This is a genomic window from Acinetobacter sp. UBA1496 (genome assembly GCF_002324975.1).
Lineage (GTDB): Bacteria > Pseudomonadota > Gammaproteobacteria > Pseudomonadales > Moraxellaceae > Acinetobacter > Acinetobacter variabilis.
In genome coordinates this window covers 1-15,703 of record NZ_DCRI01000033.1, presented here as the reverse complement: position 1 = coordinate 15,703, position 15,703 = coordinate 1, and the positions used below count along the sequence as shown (strand labels likewise).

At 43.9% G+C, this 15,703-nt stretch carries 20 protein-coding genes; 8 read left to right on the top strand and 12 right to left on the bottom strand.

Going from position 1 to position 15,703, the window contains the following annotated elements; all coding sequences use genetic code 11:
* Nucleotide 1: 1 nt before the first annotated feature.
* Both rpmB and B3143_RS03865 read right to left on the bottom strand, forming a co-directional pair.
* Complete coding sequence (rpmB, locus tag B3143_RS03870) at nucleotides 2–238, bottom strand: 50S ribosomal protein L28 (protein WP_000048256.1); 237 nt, start codon at nucleotides 236–238, stop codon at nucleotides 2–4.
* Nucleotides 239–403: 165 nt separating this feature from the next.
* Nucleotides 404–1,852, bottom strand: a complete 1,449-nt coding sequence (locus B3143_RS03865) for a coniferyl aldehyde dehydrogenase (protein WP_286739578.1) — start codon at nucleotides 1,850–1,852, stop codon at nucleotides 404–406.
* Between the two features lie 115 nt (nucleotides 1,853–1,967).
* On the opposite strand from B3143_RS03865, the gene B3143_RS03860 reads away from it, so the two are divergent.
* From B3143_RS03860 to B3143_RS03840, 5 genes are all read left to right on the top strand, one after another.
* Nucleotides 1,968–2,699 (top strand): TetR/AcrR family transcriptional regulator, encoded by a 732-nt coding sequence (locus B3143_RS03860; protein ID WP_286739577.1) that lies wholly within the window; start codon nucleotides 1,968–1,970, stop codon nucleotides 2,697–2,699.
* 49 nt (nucleotides 2,700–2,748) lie between these two features.
* Nucleotides 2,749–3,615, top strand: coding sequence for a formyltetrahydrofolate deformylase (purU, locus tag B3143_RS03855; protein WP_005232297.1), 867 nt, complete (start codon nucleotides 2,749–2,751; stop codon nucleotides 3,613–3,615).
* Nucleotides 3,616–3,808: 193 nt separating this feature from the next.
* Nucleotides 3,809–4,585, top strand: coding sequence for a TonB-dependent receptor (locus B3143_RS03850; RefSeq protein ID WP_286739576.1), 777 nt, complete (start codon nucleotides 3,809–3,811; stop codon nucleotides 4,583–4,585).
* 25 nt (nucleotides 4,586–4,610) lie between these two features.
* The gene (locus B3143_RS03845; protein ID WP_286739575.1) at nucleotides 4,611–5,234 is read left to right on the top strand and encodes a MotA/TolQ/ExbB proton channel family protein; all 624 of its coding nucleotides are present in this window, start codon (nucleotides 4,611–4,613) and stop codon (nucleotides 5,232–5,234) included.
* Nucleotides 5,234–5,638, top strand: coding sequence for an ExbD/TolR family protein (locus B3143_RS03840; protein WP_286739574.1), 405 nt, complete (start codon nucleotides 5,234–5,236; stop codon nucleotides 5,636–5,638). The genes B3143_RS03845 and B3143_RS03840 overlap by 1 nt, the downstream gene beginning before the upstream one ends.
* A gap of 88 nt (nucleotides 5,639–5,726) precedes the next feature.
* On the opposite strand, the gene msrA is transcribed toward B3143_RS03840, so the two are convergent.
* From msrA to B3143_RS03810, 6 genes are all read right to left on the bottom strand, one after another.
* A complete protein-coding gene (gene msrA / locus B3143_RS03835; RefSeq protein ID WP_286739572.1) occupies nucleotides 5,727–6,251 on the bottom strand; it encodes a peptide-methionine (S)-S-oxide reductase MsrA in 525 nt (174 codons plus the stop codon).
* A 98-nt stretch (nucleotides 6,252–6,349) separates the two neighbouring features.
* On the bottom strand, nucleotides 6,350–6,811 hold the full coding sequence (locus tag B3143_RS03830; protein WP_286739570.1) for an META domain-containing protein: 462 nt from the start codon (nucleotides 6,809–6,811) through the stop codon (nucleotides 6,350–6,352).
* Nucleotides 6,812–6,914: 103 nt separating this feature from the next.
* Nucleotides 6,915–7,961 carry a DUF4105 domain-containing protein gene (locus B3143_RS03825; protein WP_286739569.1) on the bottom strand — a complete coding sequence of 349 codons (1,047 nt, stop codon included), beginning with the start codon at nucleotides 7,959–7,961 and terminating at the stop codon, nucleotides 6,915–6,917.
* A gap of 26 nt (nucleotides 7,962–7,987) precedes the next feature.
* Nucleotides 7,988–8,500, bottom strand: a complete 513-nt coding sequence (dfrA40, locus tag B3143_RS03820) for a trimethoprim-resistant dihydrofolate reductase DfrA40 (RefSeq protein WP_005232285.1) — start codon at nucleotides 8,498–8,500, stop codon at nucleotides 7,988–7,990.
* A 98-nt stretch (nucleotides 8,501–8,598) separates the two neighbouring features.
* On the bottom strand, nucleotides 8,599–9,441 hold the full coding sequence (gene thyA, locus B3143_RS03815; RefSeq protein ID WP_286739568.1) for a thymidylate synthase: 843 nt from the start codon (nucleotides 9,439–9,441) through the stop codon (nucleotides 8,599–8,601).
* 171 nt (nucleotides 9,442–9,612) lie between these two features.
* Nucleotides 9,613–10,104, bottom strand: a complete 492-nt coding sequence (locus tag B3143_RS03810; protein WP_286739566.1) for a lipocalin family protein — start codon at nucleotides 10,102–10,104, stop codon at nucleotides 9,613–9,615.
* A 388-nt stretch (nucleotides 10,105–10,492) separates the two neighbouring features.
* Between B3143_RS03810 and B3143_RS03805 the strand changes: the two genes are divergently transcribed.
* On the top strand, nucleotides 10,493–11,038 hold the full coding sequence (locus tag B3143_RS03805; RefSeq protein WP_208461842.1) for a CHAP domain-containing protein: 546 nt from the start codon (nucleotides 10,493–10,495) through the stop codon (nucleotides 11,036–11,038).
* A 49-nt stretch (nucleotides 11,039–11,087) separates the two neighbouring features.
* Here the strand turns inward: B3143_RS03805 and B3143_RS03800 are convergent, their stop codons facing one another.
* The 3 genes from B3143_RS03800 to lgt all read right to left on the bottom strand — a co-directional run bounded on the left by B3143_RS03800 (nucleotide 11,088) and on the right by lgt (nucleotide 12,761).
* Nucleotides 11,088–11,474, bottom strand: coding sequence for a hypothetical protein (locus B3143_RS03800; protein WP_286739565.1), 387 nt, complete (start codon nucleotides 11,472–11,474; stop codon nucleotides 11,088–11,090).
* Complete coding sequence (locus B3143_RS03795) at nucleotides 11,467–11,859, bottom strand: hypothetical protein (protein WP_004781964.1); 393 nt, start codon at nucleotides 11,857–11,859, stop codon at nucleotides 11,467–11,469. Before B3143_RS03795 ends, B3143_RS03800 begins: the two co-directional genes overlap by 8 nt.
* 89 nt (nucleotides 11,860–11,948) lie before the next feature.
* On the bottom strand, nucleotides 11,949–12,761 hold the full coding sequence (gene lgt / locus B3143_RS03790) for a prolipoprotein diacylglyceryl transferase (protein WP_286739564.1): 813 nt from the start codon (nucleotides 12,759–12,761) through the stop codon (nucleotides 11,949–11,951).
* Between the two features lie 93 nt (nucleotides 12,762–12,854).
* Between lgt and B3143_RS03785 the strand changes: the two genes are divergently transcribed.
* Both B3143_RS03785 and B3143_RS03780 read left to right on the top strand, forming a co-directional pair.
* The gene (locus B3143_RS03785) at nucleotides 12,855–13,637 is read left to right on the top strand and encodes an NRDE family protein (RefSeq protein ID WP_004781968.1); all 783 of its coding nucleotides are present in this window, start codon (nucleotides 12,855–12,857) and stop codon (nucleotides 13,635–13,637) included.
* A gap of 112 nt (nucleotides 13,638–13,749) precedes the next feature.
* Nucleotides 13,750–14,631 carry a hypothetical protein gene (locus B3143_RS03780; RefSeq protein ID WP_004781969.1) on the top strand — a complete coding sequence of 294 codons (882 nt, stop codon included), beginning with the start codon at nucleotides 13,750–13,752 and terminating at the stop codon, nucleotides 14,629–14,631.
* A 258-nt stretch (nucleotides 14,632–14,889) separates the two neighbouring features.
* Here B3143_RS03780 and rdgB read toward each other — a convergent pair whose 3' ends face one another.
* A complete protein-coding gene (rdgB, locus tag B3143_RS03775; protein WP_286739563.1) occupies nucleotides 14,890–15,516 on the bottom strand; it encodes an RdgB/HAM1 family non-canonical purine NTP pyrophosphatase in 627 nt (208 codons plus the stop codon).
* Between the last annotated feature and the right edge of the window lie 187 nt (nucleotides 15,517–15,703).

Below are 15,703 nucleotides of genomic sequence, written 5' to 3'. Positions count from 1 at the left end.
CTTAGATCTTTTGACCTTGAGCACGAAGGTCAGCAACAACCTTTTCAATGCCCAATTTGTCGATAATACGCATACCTTTAGTGGTTAAACGAAGACGTACAAAACGTTTTTCGCTTTCTAACCAGAAACGGTGGTGGTGCAGGTTCGGCTCGAACCGGCGCTTAGTTTTGTTGTTGGCGTGTGAGACGTTGTTACCAACGACTGGACGCTTGCCGGTAACTTGGCAAACCTTAGACATGGTGTAACTCCATTGATTTAGCCAACAGCAAATCTGTATGGCCAGTCAAAAATAAACGGATTGAATTCATTCAAGGGGCGTTTTATATCAAAAATGCGCTTAAAAGACAAGCGATTTTATCTAAAACGAAGCATGAGCCCGTGTGATAGCTCATGCCTTGATCATTTATCGAAGAAGTGTCTTCGAAATCAGCTTATGGATCGGCTTATTAAACGGAGGCAGAATGTATTTCAAGCTATACAGCTTAGGATTCGACATTACTGACCGTTCATGCGACAAACTGAAGAAGCCTTCTGGCCCATGATATTTACCCATACCGGAAGCACCGACACCACCAAATGGCAGATCGTCCTGTGCGACATGGGTTAATACAGTATTTTGCCCGAAATGCCCTGAATGGGTACGCTGTGCGACATAATCAGCACGCGCCTGATCAAAGTCGAAATAGTATAATGCAAGTGGACGCGGACGGCTATTAATAAAGTCGATGACGTCGTCAATTTGATCATATTCCATGATCGGCAGGAGCGGCCCAAAGATTTCATGCTGCATGATCTGCATGCTTGGCATGACATTGGTTACAAGAGTCGGTGCAATTTTACGCAGGTCTGCTGGCGATTCATTACGCGGATTGATTTCAATAATCTGCGCACCTTGCTCACGGGCATCATCCAGATAACCTTGCAAGCGGTTGTACTGTTTGTCATTGATAATCGAGGTGTAATCCTGATTATGGCTGATGTCCGGATACATGCTTTCGACACAGGCTTTAAAATGATCGATAAACTCGGCAGTTTTGCCACGTGGCAGGAACATATAATCCGGTGCTACACAGGTCTGTCCGGCATTCCAGAGCTTGCCCACGGCAATACGCTGAGCCACATCACGCAGGTCAATCGATGGATGCACCAGTACAGGGGACTTGCCACCCAGTTCCAAAATTACTGGTACCAGATTTTCAGCAGCCGCTGCCATCACGGTTTTACCGACAGCTGTTGAACCGGTAAAGATCATCTTGTCAAAAACCAGCCGGCAGAAGGCATCAGATACCGTACCGCCACCATTCACCACGGCAACCAGTTCTTTAGGAAAAGCTTCAGCTAAGGCTTTTTCCAATACCTTGCCAAAAGCAGCCGATGAACTAGAAATTTTGATCATGGCATGGTTACCCGCAGCCAACGCACAGATCAGAGGGCCGATGGATAATAATAAAGGGTAGTTCCACGGCGCGATGATGCCGATCACGCCTAGAGGCTGATACTGTACCCAGGCTTTTGCCGGCTGGTGAATAATACCAACATGACGCTTGGACGGTTTCATCCAGCCGGTCAGGTTTTTGCTGTAATATTTAATATGTTCAAGACAAGTCAGTAACTCACCAATTTTGGTTTCCCCCACAGAGCGGTTACCATAGTCCTGATTAATTGCATCGGCAAATTGATCTTGATACTTAACTAAGATACGCTTAAGCCGAGCTAAACGATCGATACGTTCCTTTGCAGTCGGCAGTGGGTAGCGTAAGTAGGCGTGTTTTTGTTGAGCCAGAATTTCATTGAGGTACTGGCTATCAAGAAAATGTGGTGTCATTGAAGTTGTTTTTGTGTGACTGTTCATGCCGCACTACCATTATTCAAAATCGATTAATTAATTTTTAGAGCAAATACTCTAATTAGTCAAGTTACTTTGTGTGTTAGCCTTGCTAATGCATGAACTGAATGGTTATTTTAGGATGTCCCAAACCAAAACGTTAAAAACCAAAGAGCGTATCTTACAGCTCAGCTTGCAGTTGTTTAATGAACGTGGCGAACGATCTGTAACCACCAACCATATTGCTGCTGAACTCGGCATGAGTCCGGGTAATTTGTATTACCATTTCCGTAATAAAAATGAAATTATCAAGGAACTGATGGAGCAGTATCAGCATCAGACGCTGGAAATGCTGGCACTTCCGGAAGATCGTGCTCTGGATGCCAATGACAAGATTCATTATTTTCAGGTACTGAGCAGTCAGCTTTGGGCTTATCGTTTTCTGCATCGTGATGTTTATCATCTGGTCGAAAATAACGAAGATTTCCGCAAGCTTTATCCACGCTTTGCCGGACAGGTCATGCAGCAGGGACAAAAAATTTATAAAGCCTTCGTAAATGCCGGCCTGATGGAAATGACCGATTCAGAAATTGAAGCGCTGATTATTAACCTCTGGATCGTACTGACCAACTGGACCAACTTCCTGTATATGTCGGGACATATTACCGATTCCAACACTCTGGAAGAAAAATGGGTCTGGCAAGCACTGCGTCAGATGGTGTTCCTGGAAGGTGCTTATCTGCGTGGTGAAAGCCGTCAGACATATGAGAGCCTTCTCAATTCGTTTGGTTCTTCAGAGCTGTTTGCCAGCCTATCGTCGCCTAAACCGGCTGAATCTGAACAAACTATTCAGAATATCAAAGAAACGCGTTAGAATACTCGGCTTATTTTTTTAATTTAACTAATTAGTGACCTTAACCAACATGAATATGACGACTGCAAATACCGCACGTTTATTGATTACTTGTGAAGACAAGCCGGGCATCGTGCAGGCTGTTTCAAGCTTCTTGTATCATCAGGGTGCCAACATTACGGCGCTTGATCAATACGCGACAGCAGCGCAGGGCGGACGTTACTTCATGCGTGTTGAGTTTGAACTGGACAATCTGCAAAGCCGTAAAGAAAGCCTGTTGCAGACTTTTGCTGCTAATGTTGCAGAGCGCTATGGCATGCACTGGCGTCTGGCGCTGGTCAGTGATGTGAAGAAGGTCGGTATTCTGGTTTCTAAAGTCGACCATGCGTTGCTTGAACTGCTATGGCGTCATGCACGCGGCGGTTTGCCATGTGAAATCACTAAAGTGGTATCTAACCATGAGACTCTACGTGAATCAGTCGAAAACTTTGGTATTCCGTTTGAAGTGGTTCCGGTGACCAAAGAGAACAAACGTGAAGCTTATGCACAGATCGATGAACTGATGCAGGGCAACGATCTGCTGGTATTAGCCCGTTATATGCAGATTCTGGATGAAGAGTTCGTAAGTAAATGGGAAATGAAAGTGATCAATATTCACCATTCATTCCTGCCAGCGTTCGTGGGTGCCAATCCTTACAAACAGGCGTATGACAAAGGTGTAAAACTGATCGGTGCAACTGCACACTATGTGACAGCTGATCTGGATCAGGGTCCAATCATCGAGCAGGATGTAGAGCGTGTGAACCATGACTTTACTGTGGAACAGCTGCGTGAACTGGGTCAGGACGTTGAACGTAATGTACTGGCACGTGCAGTGAGATGGCATCTGGAAGACCGTGTCATTGTCGACGGCAATAAAACTGTCGTGTTCCAATAAGCGCTTGCATCTCTGTTTAAAAAAGGCATACTTTAAGTATGCCTTTTTTGTTTGAAACAAAAATAATGGAGAAAAGTGGGATTAGTAGTTGCAAATGAAAACACTTCTCATTTATTATTGGCGTACTTTAATTGTGCTAACCGATGAGCTTGATAGTTTGTTTCGTATCATCTCTTTGAGGTAAATAGATTTAATGAGTCAAGTTGCTGCTCCCATGACACCACCACCGTCAAATCAGATGAAAAAGAAAGTCGTTTCTATTCTGGCGGCGGTTCTGGTTGGACACGTGGGTCTTTTATGGGCAGTCAGCCAGATGAAAGCACCTGAACTGAAACCAGTCGATAAAGAGCCTCTAAAAGTCCGTTTCGTCAAACTTCAGGAAGCACCGAAACCTTTACCACCGAAGCCAAAGCCGCCAGAGCCTAAACAAGAGCCACCAAAGCCGAAAGAAGTTAAAATTGTAGAAAAACCGCTGCCACCGCCACCCAAAAAAGTAGAAAAAATTGAGCAGGTGAAGAAAGCAGAAACGCCTAAACCTGTTACTGCACCGCCAGTTGAAGCCAAACCGGCACCAAGCCCAGTGGTTCCTGCGGTCGTGACTGAAACTAAAAAAGTGGCACCTGCACCTGTGCCGGTTGCTCCACCAGCACCTGTCGCACCGCCGACTCCACCTGCACCGCCAGCACCGAAAAGTGTTGCAATTGGTGGCGGCGTATCCTGGCAGCGTGCACCAAAAGTATCACTCTCGGCAGGAGAGTTAAAATCAGCCTGTTCATTGGTGGTGGATGTATCTGCAAATGAGCAGGGGAAAGTGGTCTCTGCGACCGCACGAAATTCGAGTTGTAGTCCGGCCGTTACGCGCAAAGTTGAATCAGCGGTACGTCGTGCACAACTGACCAAATATATTGAAAATGGTGTGGCTTATCCAACCCGAGTGGAACAGCCTTTCGATTTTCAGATTACCAAATAACGGCTAACCCATTAGGAGTTCGAATATGAACTTTTCAGTTTATTGGCAACATGCTGATGCAGTCAGTAAGACACTGTATTTCTTGTTATTGGCAATGTCGATTGCGACATGGACCATTTTTGTGCTGCGTTTGATGGGCACTCGCCAACTTAAACAGATTGCCTATGCTCAGTTATCTAAAGCATTAGGACAATTGAAAAATAAAATGACTCCTTTGGCATTTGAACAACGTAAAGCTGTAGCTGAGCAGGCTTTATTGCGTCAGATCGCATTAGAAAAAGGCAATGCAGAAAAAGGTGTATCTGTCTTGGGTACCATCGCTTCAATTTCACCCTTTGTCGGTCTGTTCGGTACAGTATGGGGGATCTTTCACGCACTGGTTGCCGTGGGTAAGAGTGGTCAGGCAGGTCTGGCACAAGTAGCCACTCCAGTGGGTGAAGCGCTAATTATGACCGGTCTAGGTCTGGCTGTGGCAATTCCTGCGGTACTTGCATATAACATCTCTGTACGTGTTAACCGTACTTTAAGCAATGAATTGCAAGACCATGCGCATAGCTTATTGATTGATACCATGTTGCAACAGGATTCTTCTGCAAAGAAGGCTGATGCAAAAGTAGCACAAGACAGTTTAGTTGGAGGTCAAGCTTAATGGCTTTTCAATTGGGTGAAGATAACGATACAGGCATGAATGAGATGAACCTCATTCCCCTGATCGACATCATGTTGGTATTGATGATCATCTTTCTGGTGACAGCGACCGTTGCGAACCCATCAATTCCATTAACCTTGCCGCAAACCACTGCAGAAATTATTGATCTGCCACCTGAAAATGTCACCATTAGCATCAATGGCAAAGGTGATGTAGCGTGGAATGGCGATGTACTGACCCTGGATCAACTTGAAACCCGTTTCAATGAGGCGAGCCAGGCACAGCGTCAACCAACCATCGTATTGAAAGCAGATAAAGAATCACGTTATGACACCGTTGCTCAAGTGATGTCACGCGCGAGTGGAGCCGGACTCAGCGATATTGCCTTTGCAACCGATAATTAATTTTTTGCTCTCCATGAAAAAAGCGACTGATCTCAGTCGCTTTTTTATTGCCTTAATTTAATAGGGCATTCGATCAAGCAGAACCAGTTTAATGAGTTTTAAGCAGCGTCATAAACTTGTGTTGTAATTTGTTCAGCTTGGGCGGAATCGCGAAATTACAGTAGCCCTGATTCGGATTCTTGGCAAAGAAATTCTGGTGATATTCTTCGGCAGGGTAGAAAGTCGGTGCAGGGCTAAGTTCAGTCACAATATTCAGTCCTTCAGCTTTCAATGAATCTATTGTGAGCTGTGCAGTTTCTTTCTGATCATCATTAAAATAATAAATCACAGAACGATATTGCGTGCCGACATCATTGCCCTGACGGTTTAATGTCGTTGGATCATGGGTTGCGAAAAAGACTTCGAGCAACTGACTATACGTAATCTGATTTTCATCAAAATCGATCAGGATCACTTCGGCATGATTGGTATCACCGCCACAGACTTGCTCATAGGTCGGATTAGGATTTTGTCCGCCCGCATAGCCACTGACGACCTTCTGTACGCCCTGAAGCTGTAAGAATACTGCTTCGGTACACCAAAAACATCCACCACCAAATAGTGCTTGTTGCATGGTTAAGTCCTCATCATTGTAGAGTGCTGATTATTGAATGTTCATATGAGTATGAAAGATATAAAGCCTGCACGACACAGGCTTTTTGTAGTCAAAACTTAGCGAGGCTGTACTGCACTTTCTAACTGAATGAGTAAATTGCCATGACGGTCCATTAATTTCAGGGTTTTACCGTAGACCTGATAATGGGTCACTTTGCTCAGTGCCTCCTTAAATTTTTGATCCAGACCGTCATTATCCAGACAAGCCATTTCGGTACTCGCCATCTGGCTTAAGTTAAGGGTGTCTTTGCCGGCAGTGTAGCTGCCCATGATACGGTTACAGCCATCTGCGCCAGACACGCGTTGAGTCGCTGCATCGAATTGCAGACTTGGAATATTCCGTGCTGTCGGTGCTGTAGTAATTTCGGTATTACCAATCTGGTTCACAATCCAGGTACGATTTTGCAGGAGCTGTAAATTATTTTCAGTTTTGACTGATGAGGTACTAGGTACGGTTTCACAACCTGACATAGCAAAGACTGAACCTAAAATCATGATTGCTGTTAATTTTTTTAGCATGAGAGAGACTCTAATTCTGAGTTAGCTATTTGTATGTAAACAAAAAAATGCAATATATGCCAGTTGATTTTGTATCTTTCTTTAAGTTGGATAGCTTAGAAAATTATTTGGAACTCGGCTCAGGTAGGCCTTGACGCAGGCGTTGTGAATACTCCTGACTGGAGATCTGACCGGTATCTCTAACTCGTGGATTAACATGTGCACGCTGATACCAGGTTTGTATATCCCAGCGTTGATCTAGCGCTTTTAAATCATATAAATAATCAGGTAAATACCCAGAAGCCAGCAAGCGGTAATCTGAAGGAAGCTGTTGTTGAGATACTGCCTGAGCCATATCAAAGACTAGAGTCGTGCAGTTACTGCTTAGGGTGTTATACCATTTAGGCTCTTTGGCCAGTTCATCAGCTTTACGCAGATATTCTTTAAATAGGGCTTGAGCTTCTGCTTGTGGCATTTTTACCGGAAAAAAATAGACCTGCTCGCCACGAATATTGCTACGCGTATATACAATGTCTTTTTCATCTGAGGCGACCAGACTTAGTTCATATTTTCGGAAGAAGCCGCCAATGGCAGAAAATTTCTCATCCTTTTCTTTGCGAATTTCGATCGAGAAGGCGAGTGGTTTCTGATTGGCAAAATCAAAACTGACTAGCGTATGGGCAATTTTAGGCCCCATCCAGTAGGAGGTAATGATGTTTACCCCAGTAATGTCGTTCAGATCAAAACTGCGGCTTTCCCAGCGTTCGGTATACTGACCCTCTGCTTGCCAGTCAAAATTACGGATATTGTGCAAGGTGACTTGATTGCCTTGCTGCTCATAGGAGAGCAGTCGGGAAACTTCAGGATTCCAGTCACGATCCTGACGAGGTTCCATGCTTAAATAAGCCAGTAGGCTGACCAGAAAGGCTAGCAGATAAAGCATCGTATCCACCTGGCGGGAAATCAGATGCTTGGTGAAATAAATGCCCAAGACCACACAGGCAAACACAAGCCAGAGACCAACCAGAATGATGCTGCCAATTTTGCCCAAGGGTTGTTGCACCCAGAGCATCAGGCTCAGCCAAAGGCTTGAACACAGGACAAATACACTAAACAGACTCCCTAATAACCACAGGCTCCAATGCTTTTCTGAATTGTCTTGTCCTTGCATGTTCGATCTTTTATAGAAAATAGGCTTTATTTTCTGTATGTTGCGAACTCAAATGCAATACCGGTTTTGTCATCGATATGTTGTTCTGATGCAACTTTTTTGAACTCGGCCGGAATTTCCGGATAGTAGGCATGACCCTGTACATCCAGTTCAACATGGGTCAGTTCCAGACGATCAGCGATCTCCAGAGTCTGTTTAAAGATTTCACCGCCGCCAATGATAAAAATAGCATTCGGTTTTTCTGAAGCCTGCACATCGGCCACGGCTTGAGTCAAGGCATCTTCAATCGTATGCGCGACTTTGACGCCTTCAAAAGACCAGTCAGGATCGCGGGTAATCACCCAGTTCACACGTTTAGGCAGCGCACGGCCCATCGACTCAAGCGTTTTACGGCCCATGACAATTACGCCGCCTTGAGTGATTTCCTTAAAGTGCTTGAGATCTGCTGAGATATGCCAAGGCAGGTCATTGTCCTTACCAATACAGCGCTGCTGATCCATTGCCACGACATGAACGACTTCTAAATCCTGAAATGCCATACCCATACTCAAAAACAGATAAAAATTATTGCTATTAAAATGCAAAATCCCACTTTAAGCAAAGTGGGATTTGAATATTTTCCGGGGTTTAACAGGAATTAAACTGCAACTGGCGCTTTAATTCCTGGATGTGATTCATAACCCACAATTTCAATATCCTCGAATTTGAAATCAAACAGGTCTTTAACTTTAGGATTCAGTTTTAACTGGCATAGGCCTAAAGGCTCACGACTCAATTGAAGTTTGGCCTGTTCAAAATGATTGGCATATAAATGCGTATCACCACCCGTCCAGACAAAATCGCCTACATCCAGATCACACACCTGCGCAATCATATGAGTCAGCAGGGCATAGCTGGCAATATTAAATGGAACGCCAAGGAAAACGTCAGCACTACGTTGATAAAGCTGGCAAGACAATTTGCCATTATGTACAAAGAACTGGAACAGGGTATGGCAAGGCGGTAAAGCCACCTGACTCGCTTCATTCGGATTCCAGCCAGACACAATTAGACGGCGTGAATTTGGATTGGTCTTGATCTCATTGATCAGCCATTTAATCTGGTCAAAACCATCCTGATTGTAGCTGCCATCTGCATTTTGAGTGGCACCAAAATTACGCCATTGATGGCCATAGACTGGACCAAGTTCACCTTCTGGACGACCAAAGCGTGCGGTCTGTTCCGCAGTGGCCCATTCATCCCAGATGGTCACTTTATTATCCTGAAGATACTTTACATGGGTATCACCTTTCAGGAACCACAGCAGTTCAATCACGATCGAACGGAAATGAACTTTTTTAGTGGTAAGTAAAGGGAAGCCCTTGGAAAGATCAAAGCGCATCTGATGACCAAATACCGAACGTGTACCTGTGCCGGTACGATCGCCTTTATCGCCGCCGTTGTCGAGGATATGTTGTAAAAGGTCAAGATATTGGCGCATAGGTCTCTCTTAAAATCTGTTGCAAATTGCTTTTCTTTGAATTGGGCAATTTAAAATTGCGCTCATCATAACATTTTTTTGAGCACTTCCGCATAGCAGTGAAAATGATTAAACATGAGAGAAAAGGGCATAAAAAAGCACCCATGATGGATGCTTTTTTATTATCTTTTTTTAAGCCGTTGGCTTACCGGTATGTACCGTATGGATCAGATCGGACAGGTCATAACCCAGCGATTCAGCATAGGCCAGATATTCCTGTTTGGTCGTTTCATCCAGTGTCGGCTTACGATGCAGGAGCCATAAATATTTCATGTTTGGCTCACCGACCAAGGCGGTCTCATACTTGTCATCCAGTTTGAGAATCCAGTAATCCCCTTTGGTAAAAGGTACCCAGTGCAAACCTTCAGGCAAGAAACTGACTTTCAGTTTGCCATGTTCTGCATCAACAATAGTGGCTTCCCCAATAGATTCATCGAGTTTGCCCGCACCATCTAGACAACGGTTCTGGACGCGGACTGTGCCATTTTCATTCAGGCTGTAGGCTGCGGAAATTTCAGTACTGTCTTCAGGTTGGTGTTTCATAGGCAGACGGGCAATTTCGTACCAGATCCCTAAATATTGTTCTAAATTGAAATTTGAAATAGTCTTTACATCATGACTCATATTTTTCTTCCTCATCATCTCAATTTAAATTTACTAAATCAGTCTAATACGAGAGTTGTTAGCCAGAATGATGTAATCCCGTAGTGAAATGTTGACTTTATTATCGTGAGTAAAATTACAGATTTAGTCAGAAAGGCGCTCAAATATTGATTTAGAAATAGTCTGAGCAGAATTGCTAATTAATTTGAAAAGTAGTGAATTTATAACTTTTTTGTGAAAATTGTAAATTTTATAAATCTAAAAGAAATAACAAGTTAAGTAAAATTAAATAAATGCGGAAAAATATATTTACATTTTTAACGTGAAAAGTAACATTTAACCGTCTAGTATTCACCGCGTGTTGAAGATTTGAAAGCCAAACTTACAGGCGAGGAGTACTTGGTCCAATATGATTTATGATCATCAAGTGAATATGAGCGAAGTGCATGCTCCTGTTCAAGCGAACGTCATAATTCGTTCCCAATCGGGACAAAATTCCAAACGTCAGCCTCAGCGCTATACCTCTGCGTCAGCTCGTAACAAAAACTCTGAATCTCGCAAGACTTTCGGTGCAATGAACGGCCAGCGTTTCGATATTGAAAAATTCACCAGCTACCTGCAAGGCATTACCCGCAGTACCAGTACACAGAAATGTGCACGCAGTATTCGCGTCGGATTGCAGTCTTCAGGCGCAAAAATTATGAATCATCCTGTTGCCGCAGCTGACTGGGGTAACACCCTGCAGCAATTGGGCTATCGAAAAATCAACCTGTCTTTTGACCGTCCGAAAAAAGGTGATATCTATATTATCGACCGGACTTCACAGCATCAGTATGGTCATATTGCAGCGTATTCTGGTTCAGCCTGGGTTTCTGATTTTAAACAGAATGGCTATGCGGTCTATCGTAATTCCAATGTGAAATATACGTATTACCGTCTGGATTCCTATCTTTAAATCCGACGCTGAAAATTTCAGAACTTAAAAATGAAAGTCGCGAAATGGTTCAATCTTCGAAGCGTTTCGCACGTTGATTATAAATCGACACGATAAACAGTCCAATCGCCACAAAGCCTAAGCATTGTAGACCTAGCGCTACAGTTTCTCCGATCTCACCTGTTTTAGGTAAATAACCGATCAGGCTAATTACTGCCACAATCGGAATCGCCATCGTTAAAGCACGAAAACCTTCAGCATAAGGATTTTCAGGAGAAAGCTTTAATCTGAATTCACGCAAGATGTGCATCAGCATTCCAATCACCAGACTGATTCCAACAAATATCGAACCCAGTTTCGTTACAGTCGATGCTATGTAAATTACGATACATACCGCAATAATAATGATGAGCTTGAGCTGACGATTGCAGTGTTCGGAATACCAGAATTCAAGCATGTGGTGAACCTGAATCCGGCTTGTTCTGATTAAGCAAAGACAGAGGCGAAAACAGGCAGATTGCCAAAGCCATAAAGGCAATTCCCTGAGCGCCTGGCAGCAAGATTTCACCCTGTTTCATGTTCATAAAAATCAGGCTGATTAATAAGGCAATCGGAATCCAGGTCAGGACACGATAGAACGGGCCAGTCGGATTTTTTGCTGCGAAATGAATTTTACAGTAACGACAAATCAGGAAAATAATTCCGGTACCGGCAAACATCAGGATGGCATCTAAAGGCAAAGGTTCCATCCAGTACAGACCTACGGCAATTGCAGCAATCACAACAAAGAACAGCAGTTTTTTTAGGATTGACACCTGCGGATTGAACCAGAACTCAAGCATGATGATGTATGAACAGAAAAGATAAAAAGCACTTTAGCATATTTTAAATATAAAAAAGCGAGGCAGAGGCCTCGCAATATTTATAAAAATTATACGTTATTTTTCTGTGGACCCCAGTCATAAACTTTCTTCTGATAGGCGTACCATAGCATCCACAGACCAATCAGGATCATTGGCAGGCTCAGGAATTGTCCTTTACTCATCCAGCCAATAAAGAGCTGACCATTATCCGGTTCACGGAAGAACTCGACGATAAAACGGGCCAGACCATAGCCGGTCAGGAATACCGCAGAAACCGCCATACGTGGACGTGGATTGCTACTGAACCACCACAGTACAATAAACAGAATCAGGCCTTCACAGAGCGCCTGATACAGTTGTGAGGGATGACGTACCAGTTGTAATGGATCAGTTGGGAAAATCATGCCCAAGGCAAAGTTTGGATCAGTCACTTGACGGCCATAGAGTTCACCACCAATAAAGTTACCGATCCGGCCAAACATCAGACCTGTCGGAACGCAGGGTGCAATAAAGTCTAGCGTCTGGAACCAGGCCATTTTGTATTTCTTGCACCACCATAACATTGCCAGGATTACGCCGAGGAAACCGCCGTGGAAACTCATGCCACCGGTCCAGATCTGGAACAGCCAGAGTGGGTTTTCCAAAAACTGAGAAAAACCGTAGAATAAAACATAACCAACCCGGCCGCCGATGATCACACCTAGCGCCCCAAAGAAAATCAGATCCGAGACCATATCTGGTGTCCAGCCGCGTTGTTTAGCGCGATAAGTCGCCAGTCCCCAGGCAAATAAAAAAGCCAAGAGATACATCAGTCCATACCAGTGGACTTGCAAAGGTCCGAGCGAAATTGCAACGGGATCTATGTTTGGATAGGTGAGCATTCCTGTTCCTTGTGATTCTGTTTTGCACAGATTTTAGCTGAAAGCGAAGAAAAATGTTGTACATTCAATGTGTAAAGATCGAGAGCATCAATTATGTGTATTGTGGCACTGGCTTGGCGGGTTCTGGATGAAACGCCATTATGTCTGATTTCAAATCGTGATGAGTTCTATCAACGTCCAACCCAGGCATTACATGAATGGGAGAACAGTCCGATTATTGCCGGGCAGGATCTTCAGTCTGGTGGTACCTGGATGGGTATAACGGTTTCAGGACGATGGGCAGTGATTACCAATTTCAGAGATGGTAATGACAAGAATAACTACCCAACTTCACGTGGACATATCATTCAGCATTTTCTGGAATCCGAATTGACACCTATCCGGTTTGCTCAAGAACTGGAAAAATGTCAATGTGATTATGCGGGCTTTAACCTGTTTGTCGGCGATCGAGAGCAGGCAGTCTATATGAGTAACCGTGGTGAGGCACCACAAGTACTAGCACATGGCGTGTATGTAGTGTCCAATGGCTTGCTCACGGAACATTGGGAAAAGACTCGACACCTGCGCAAGCGTTTTACCCAGGAATTTCTGCCCATGCTGCAGTATCCAAATATGCCTGAATCTGATCTTTATTATGCCGTTTGGGATATTCTGGAAGATGAACGCAAGATCATTCCGGAGTTGTTGCCGAAGACCGGGATTTCACATGAACTGGAACAGTTGTTGTCTTCAACCTTTATTCAAAGTCCGGCTTATGGCACGCGCTGTTCCAATTTCCTGAGAATGAAAACCGATGAGTGGCAGTGGCTGGAAAAATCCCAGCAGGGTGAAACCGCAGGACAGATCGTTGAACAAGTTATTCCGATTATTAGCTAAATAACAGTATTGGTGATGATATTTATAAAAAGATCAGTTTAAACAGTGAACTCTGAAAACAGATAGGTATGCTAGGATAAAGCCCATCTATCTACGCATTTTCAGCTTTCCTATGGCATTGCTCCTTCCGCTTATTTCATTTCTGATTGGATTCTGGGGCGTTCATTATTTAAAGTCGATCCGTCCATTCATGGCGGCCTTGCTGGCACGTCTTTTGATTCCCTTGATTGTCATTTACAACATGGTGTTTTATAAGCCGGGCAGTTTGTGGCTGATCGGTTTTAGTATCTTTAGCTCACTGTTTCTATTTGGCCTGTTCTTTCTTTTCTCCAAAGATAAATTGCGGGCATTATGTTTTAGTTATTTAAATGGGGTCTGGCTTGGCTTTCCTTTTGCCTTAGCTGTATTTGGTCCGGATGCCTTAAATACTATTGTTGCTCTTTATATTGGTGGTTCCTTATTTGGCAATGTCAGTGCAGTAGTGGCAGTCAGTGCTGAAAAACAGGCTCCCCAATTCATTATTAAAAATATGCTGAAATCCCCGCCAGTGATTGCGCTTTCTATTGCAGCGATTCTGTCCTTCTGGGATTTTAGTGCCTATGAAGCGCATCCGCTGATTCAATGGGGCTATGCAGCCAACAAGCTTCTAGTGACTTTTGCCGGTATGTGTATTCTGGGAATGTGGCTGAGTAAAGTCAGGATTCAACTGAGTGATTTAAAACGTAGTTTGATCTTGATCAGCGGTCGTTTTGTGCTGGCTCTAGGTCTGGCGGCAGGGGCTTATTTCTTGTTACCGATTCCACATCAAGCCCTGATTTATGCTGTGATGATGATGTATTTCCTGCTTCCACCCGCCGCGAATATTGTGGCACTGGAGACCCATTATCAGGGCACAGGTTATTCAGCCAAATATATCGCTTCAGGAACGATTGCGAGTTCAATTTTGATTGGAGTATATGGGGTGGTGGTGCATATGTTGGTACCGGGTTTATAAATTTAAAAGTTCTCTCTCCCTCTGGGAGAGAGTTAGAGAGAGGGTATAAAGTTTTTGAAAGTCCTTCCTTTATTAGGGAAGGGATTGAGGAGGATTAAGTTCTTTGTAGAAATGAATGAGAATAAAAAGTAAGGGGTGAGATGGAAGAATCCCTCCCAACCTCCCTTTGAAAAAGGGAGGGCTCCTTCTCCCCAAGGGTGAGGGAATGACCTCTAACTCCCTCCTAAAAGGAGGGAGGACTCCTTTTAGGAATTAGATTTATTTTTCCAAACTCGCCTTAAACAGTTTCATCGCCTGACCACGATGGCTAATTTTATTTTTTTCTTCTTTGCTCAGTTCCGCACTAGAAGTTCCTAGTTCTGGTAAGCAGAATAATGGATCATAACCAAAACCATTTTCACCGCGTGGTGCTTCCAGAATTTCACCTTTCCAGATGCCCTGGAAAATTTGTGGCAGTGGATCTTCAGCATGCTGGACTAAGGCCAGTACACACACAAACATACCTTCAATCGCTTCACCATCTTTGCGTAACGGTTTTAGTCTGTTTAAAAGCTTTTCATTATTGGCTGCATCATTGCCATGTTCACCGGCAAAACGGGCTGAATAAATTCCTGGCATACCACCGAGTACGGGCACACAAATTCCTGAGTCATCGGCAATGGCTGGTTTACCCGAAATTTTGGACGCATGACGCGCCTTGATAATGGCATTTTCTACGAAGCTTAAACCGTCTTCAATCGCATCTCCGATATTTAGCTTGCCTTGAGGAATCACTTCAACCGGTAGTTTAAGCTCGGCAAACATCTTTTCGAATTCTGCAATTTTGCCTTTGTTATTACTTGCTAATACCAGTGTGCCTTGGGAGAGCCAGTCAGTTGAAGTCATGTTGAATCTCGTTGTTGAACTTTAAGGGAGGGACTATTTTAACCTTGCTTGCCAATTTACGTGAAATAAACCGGTAATAAAAAAGCACCCGAAGGTGCTTTTAATTTTATCTATTTCTAAAACCTTGAGCCTTCATACAGTTATTAACCATATCTTCTCTATCCATTGCAGTAAGCGTCCGCTGAAT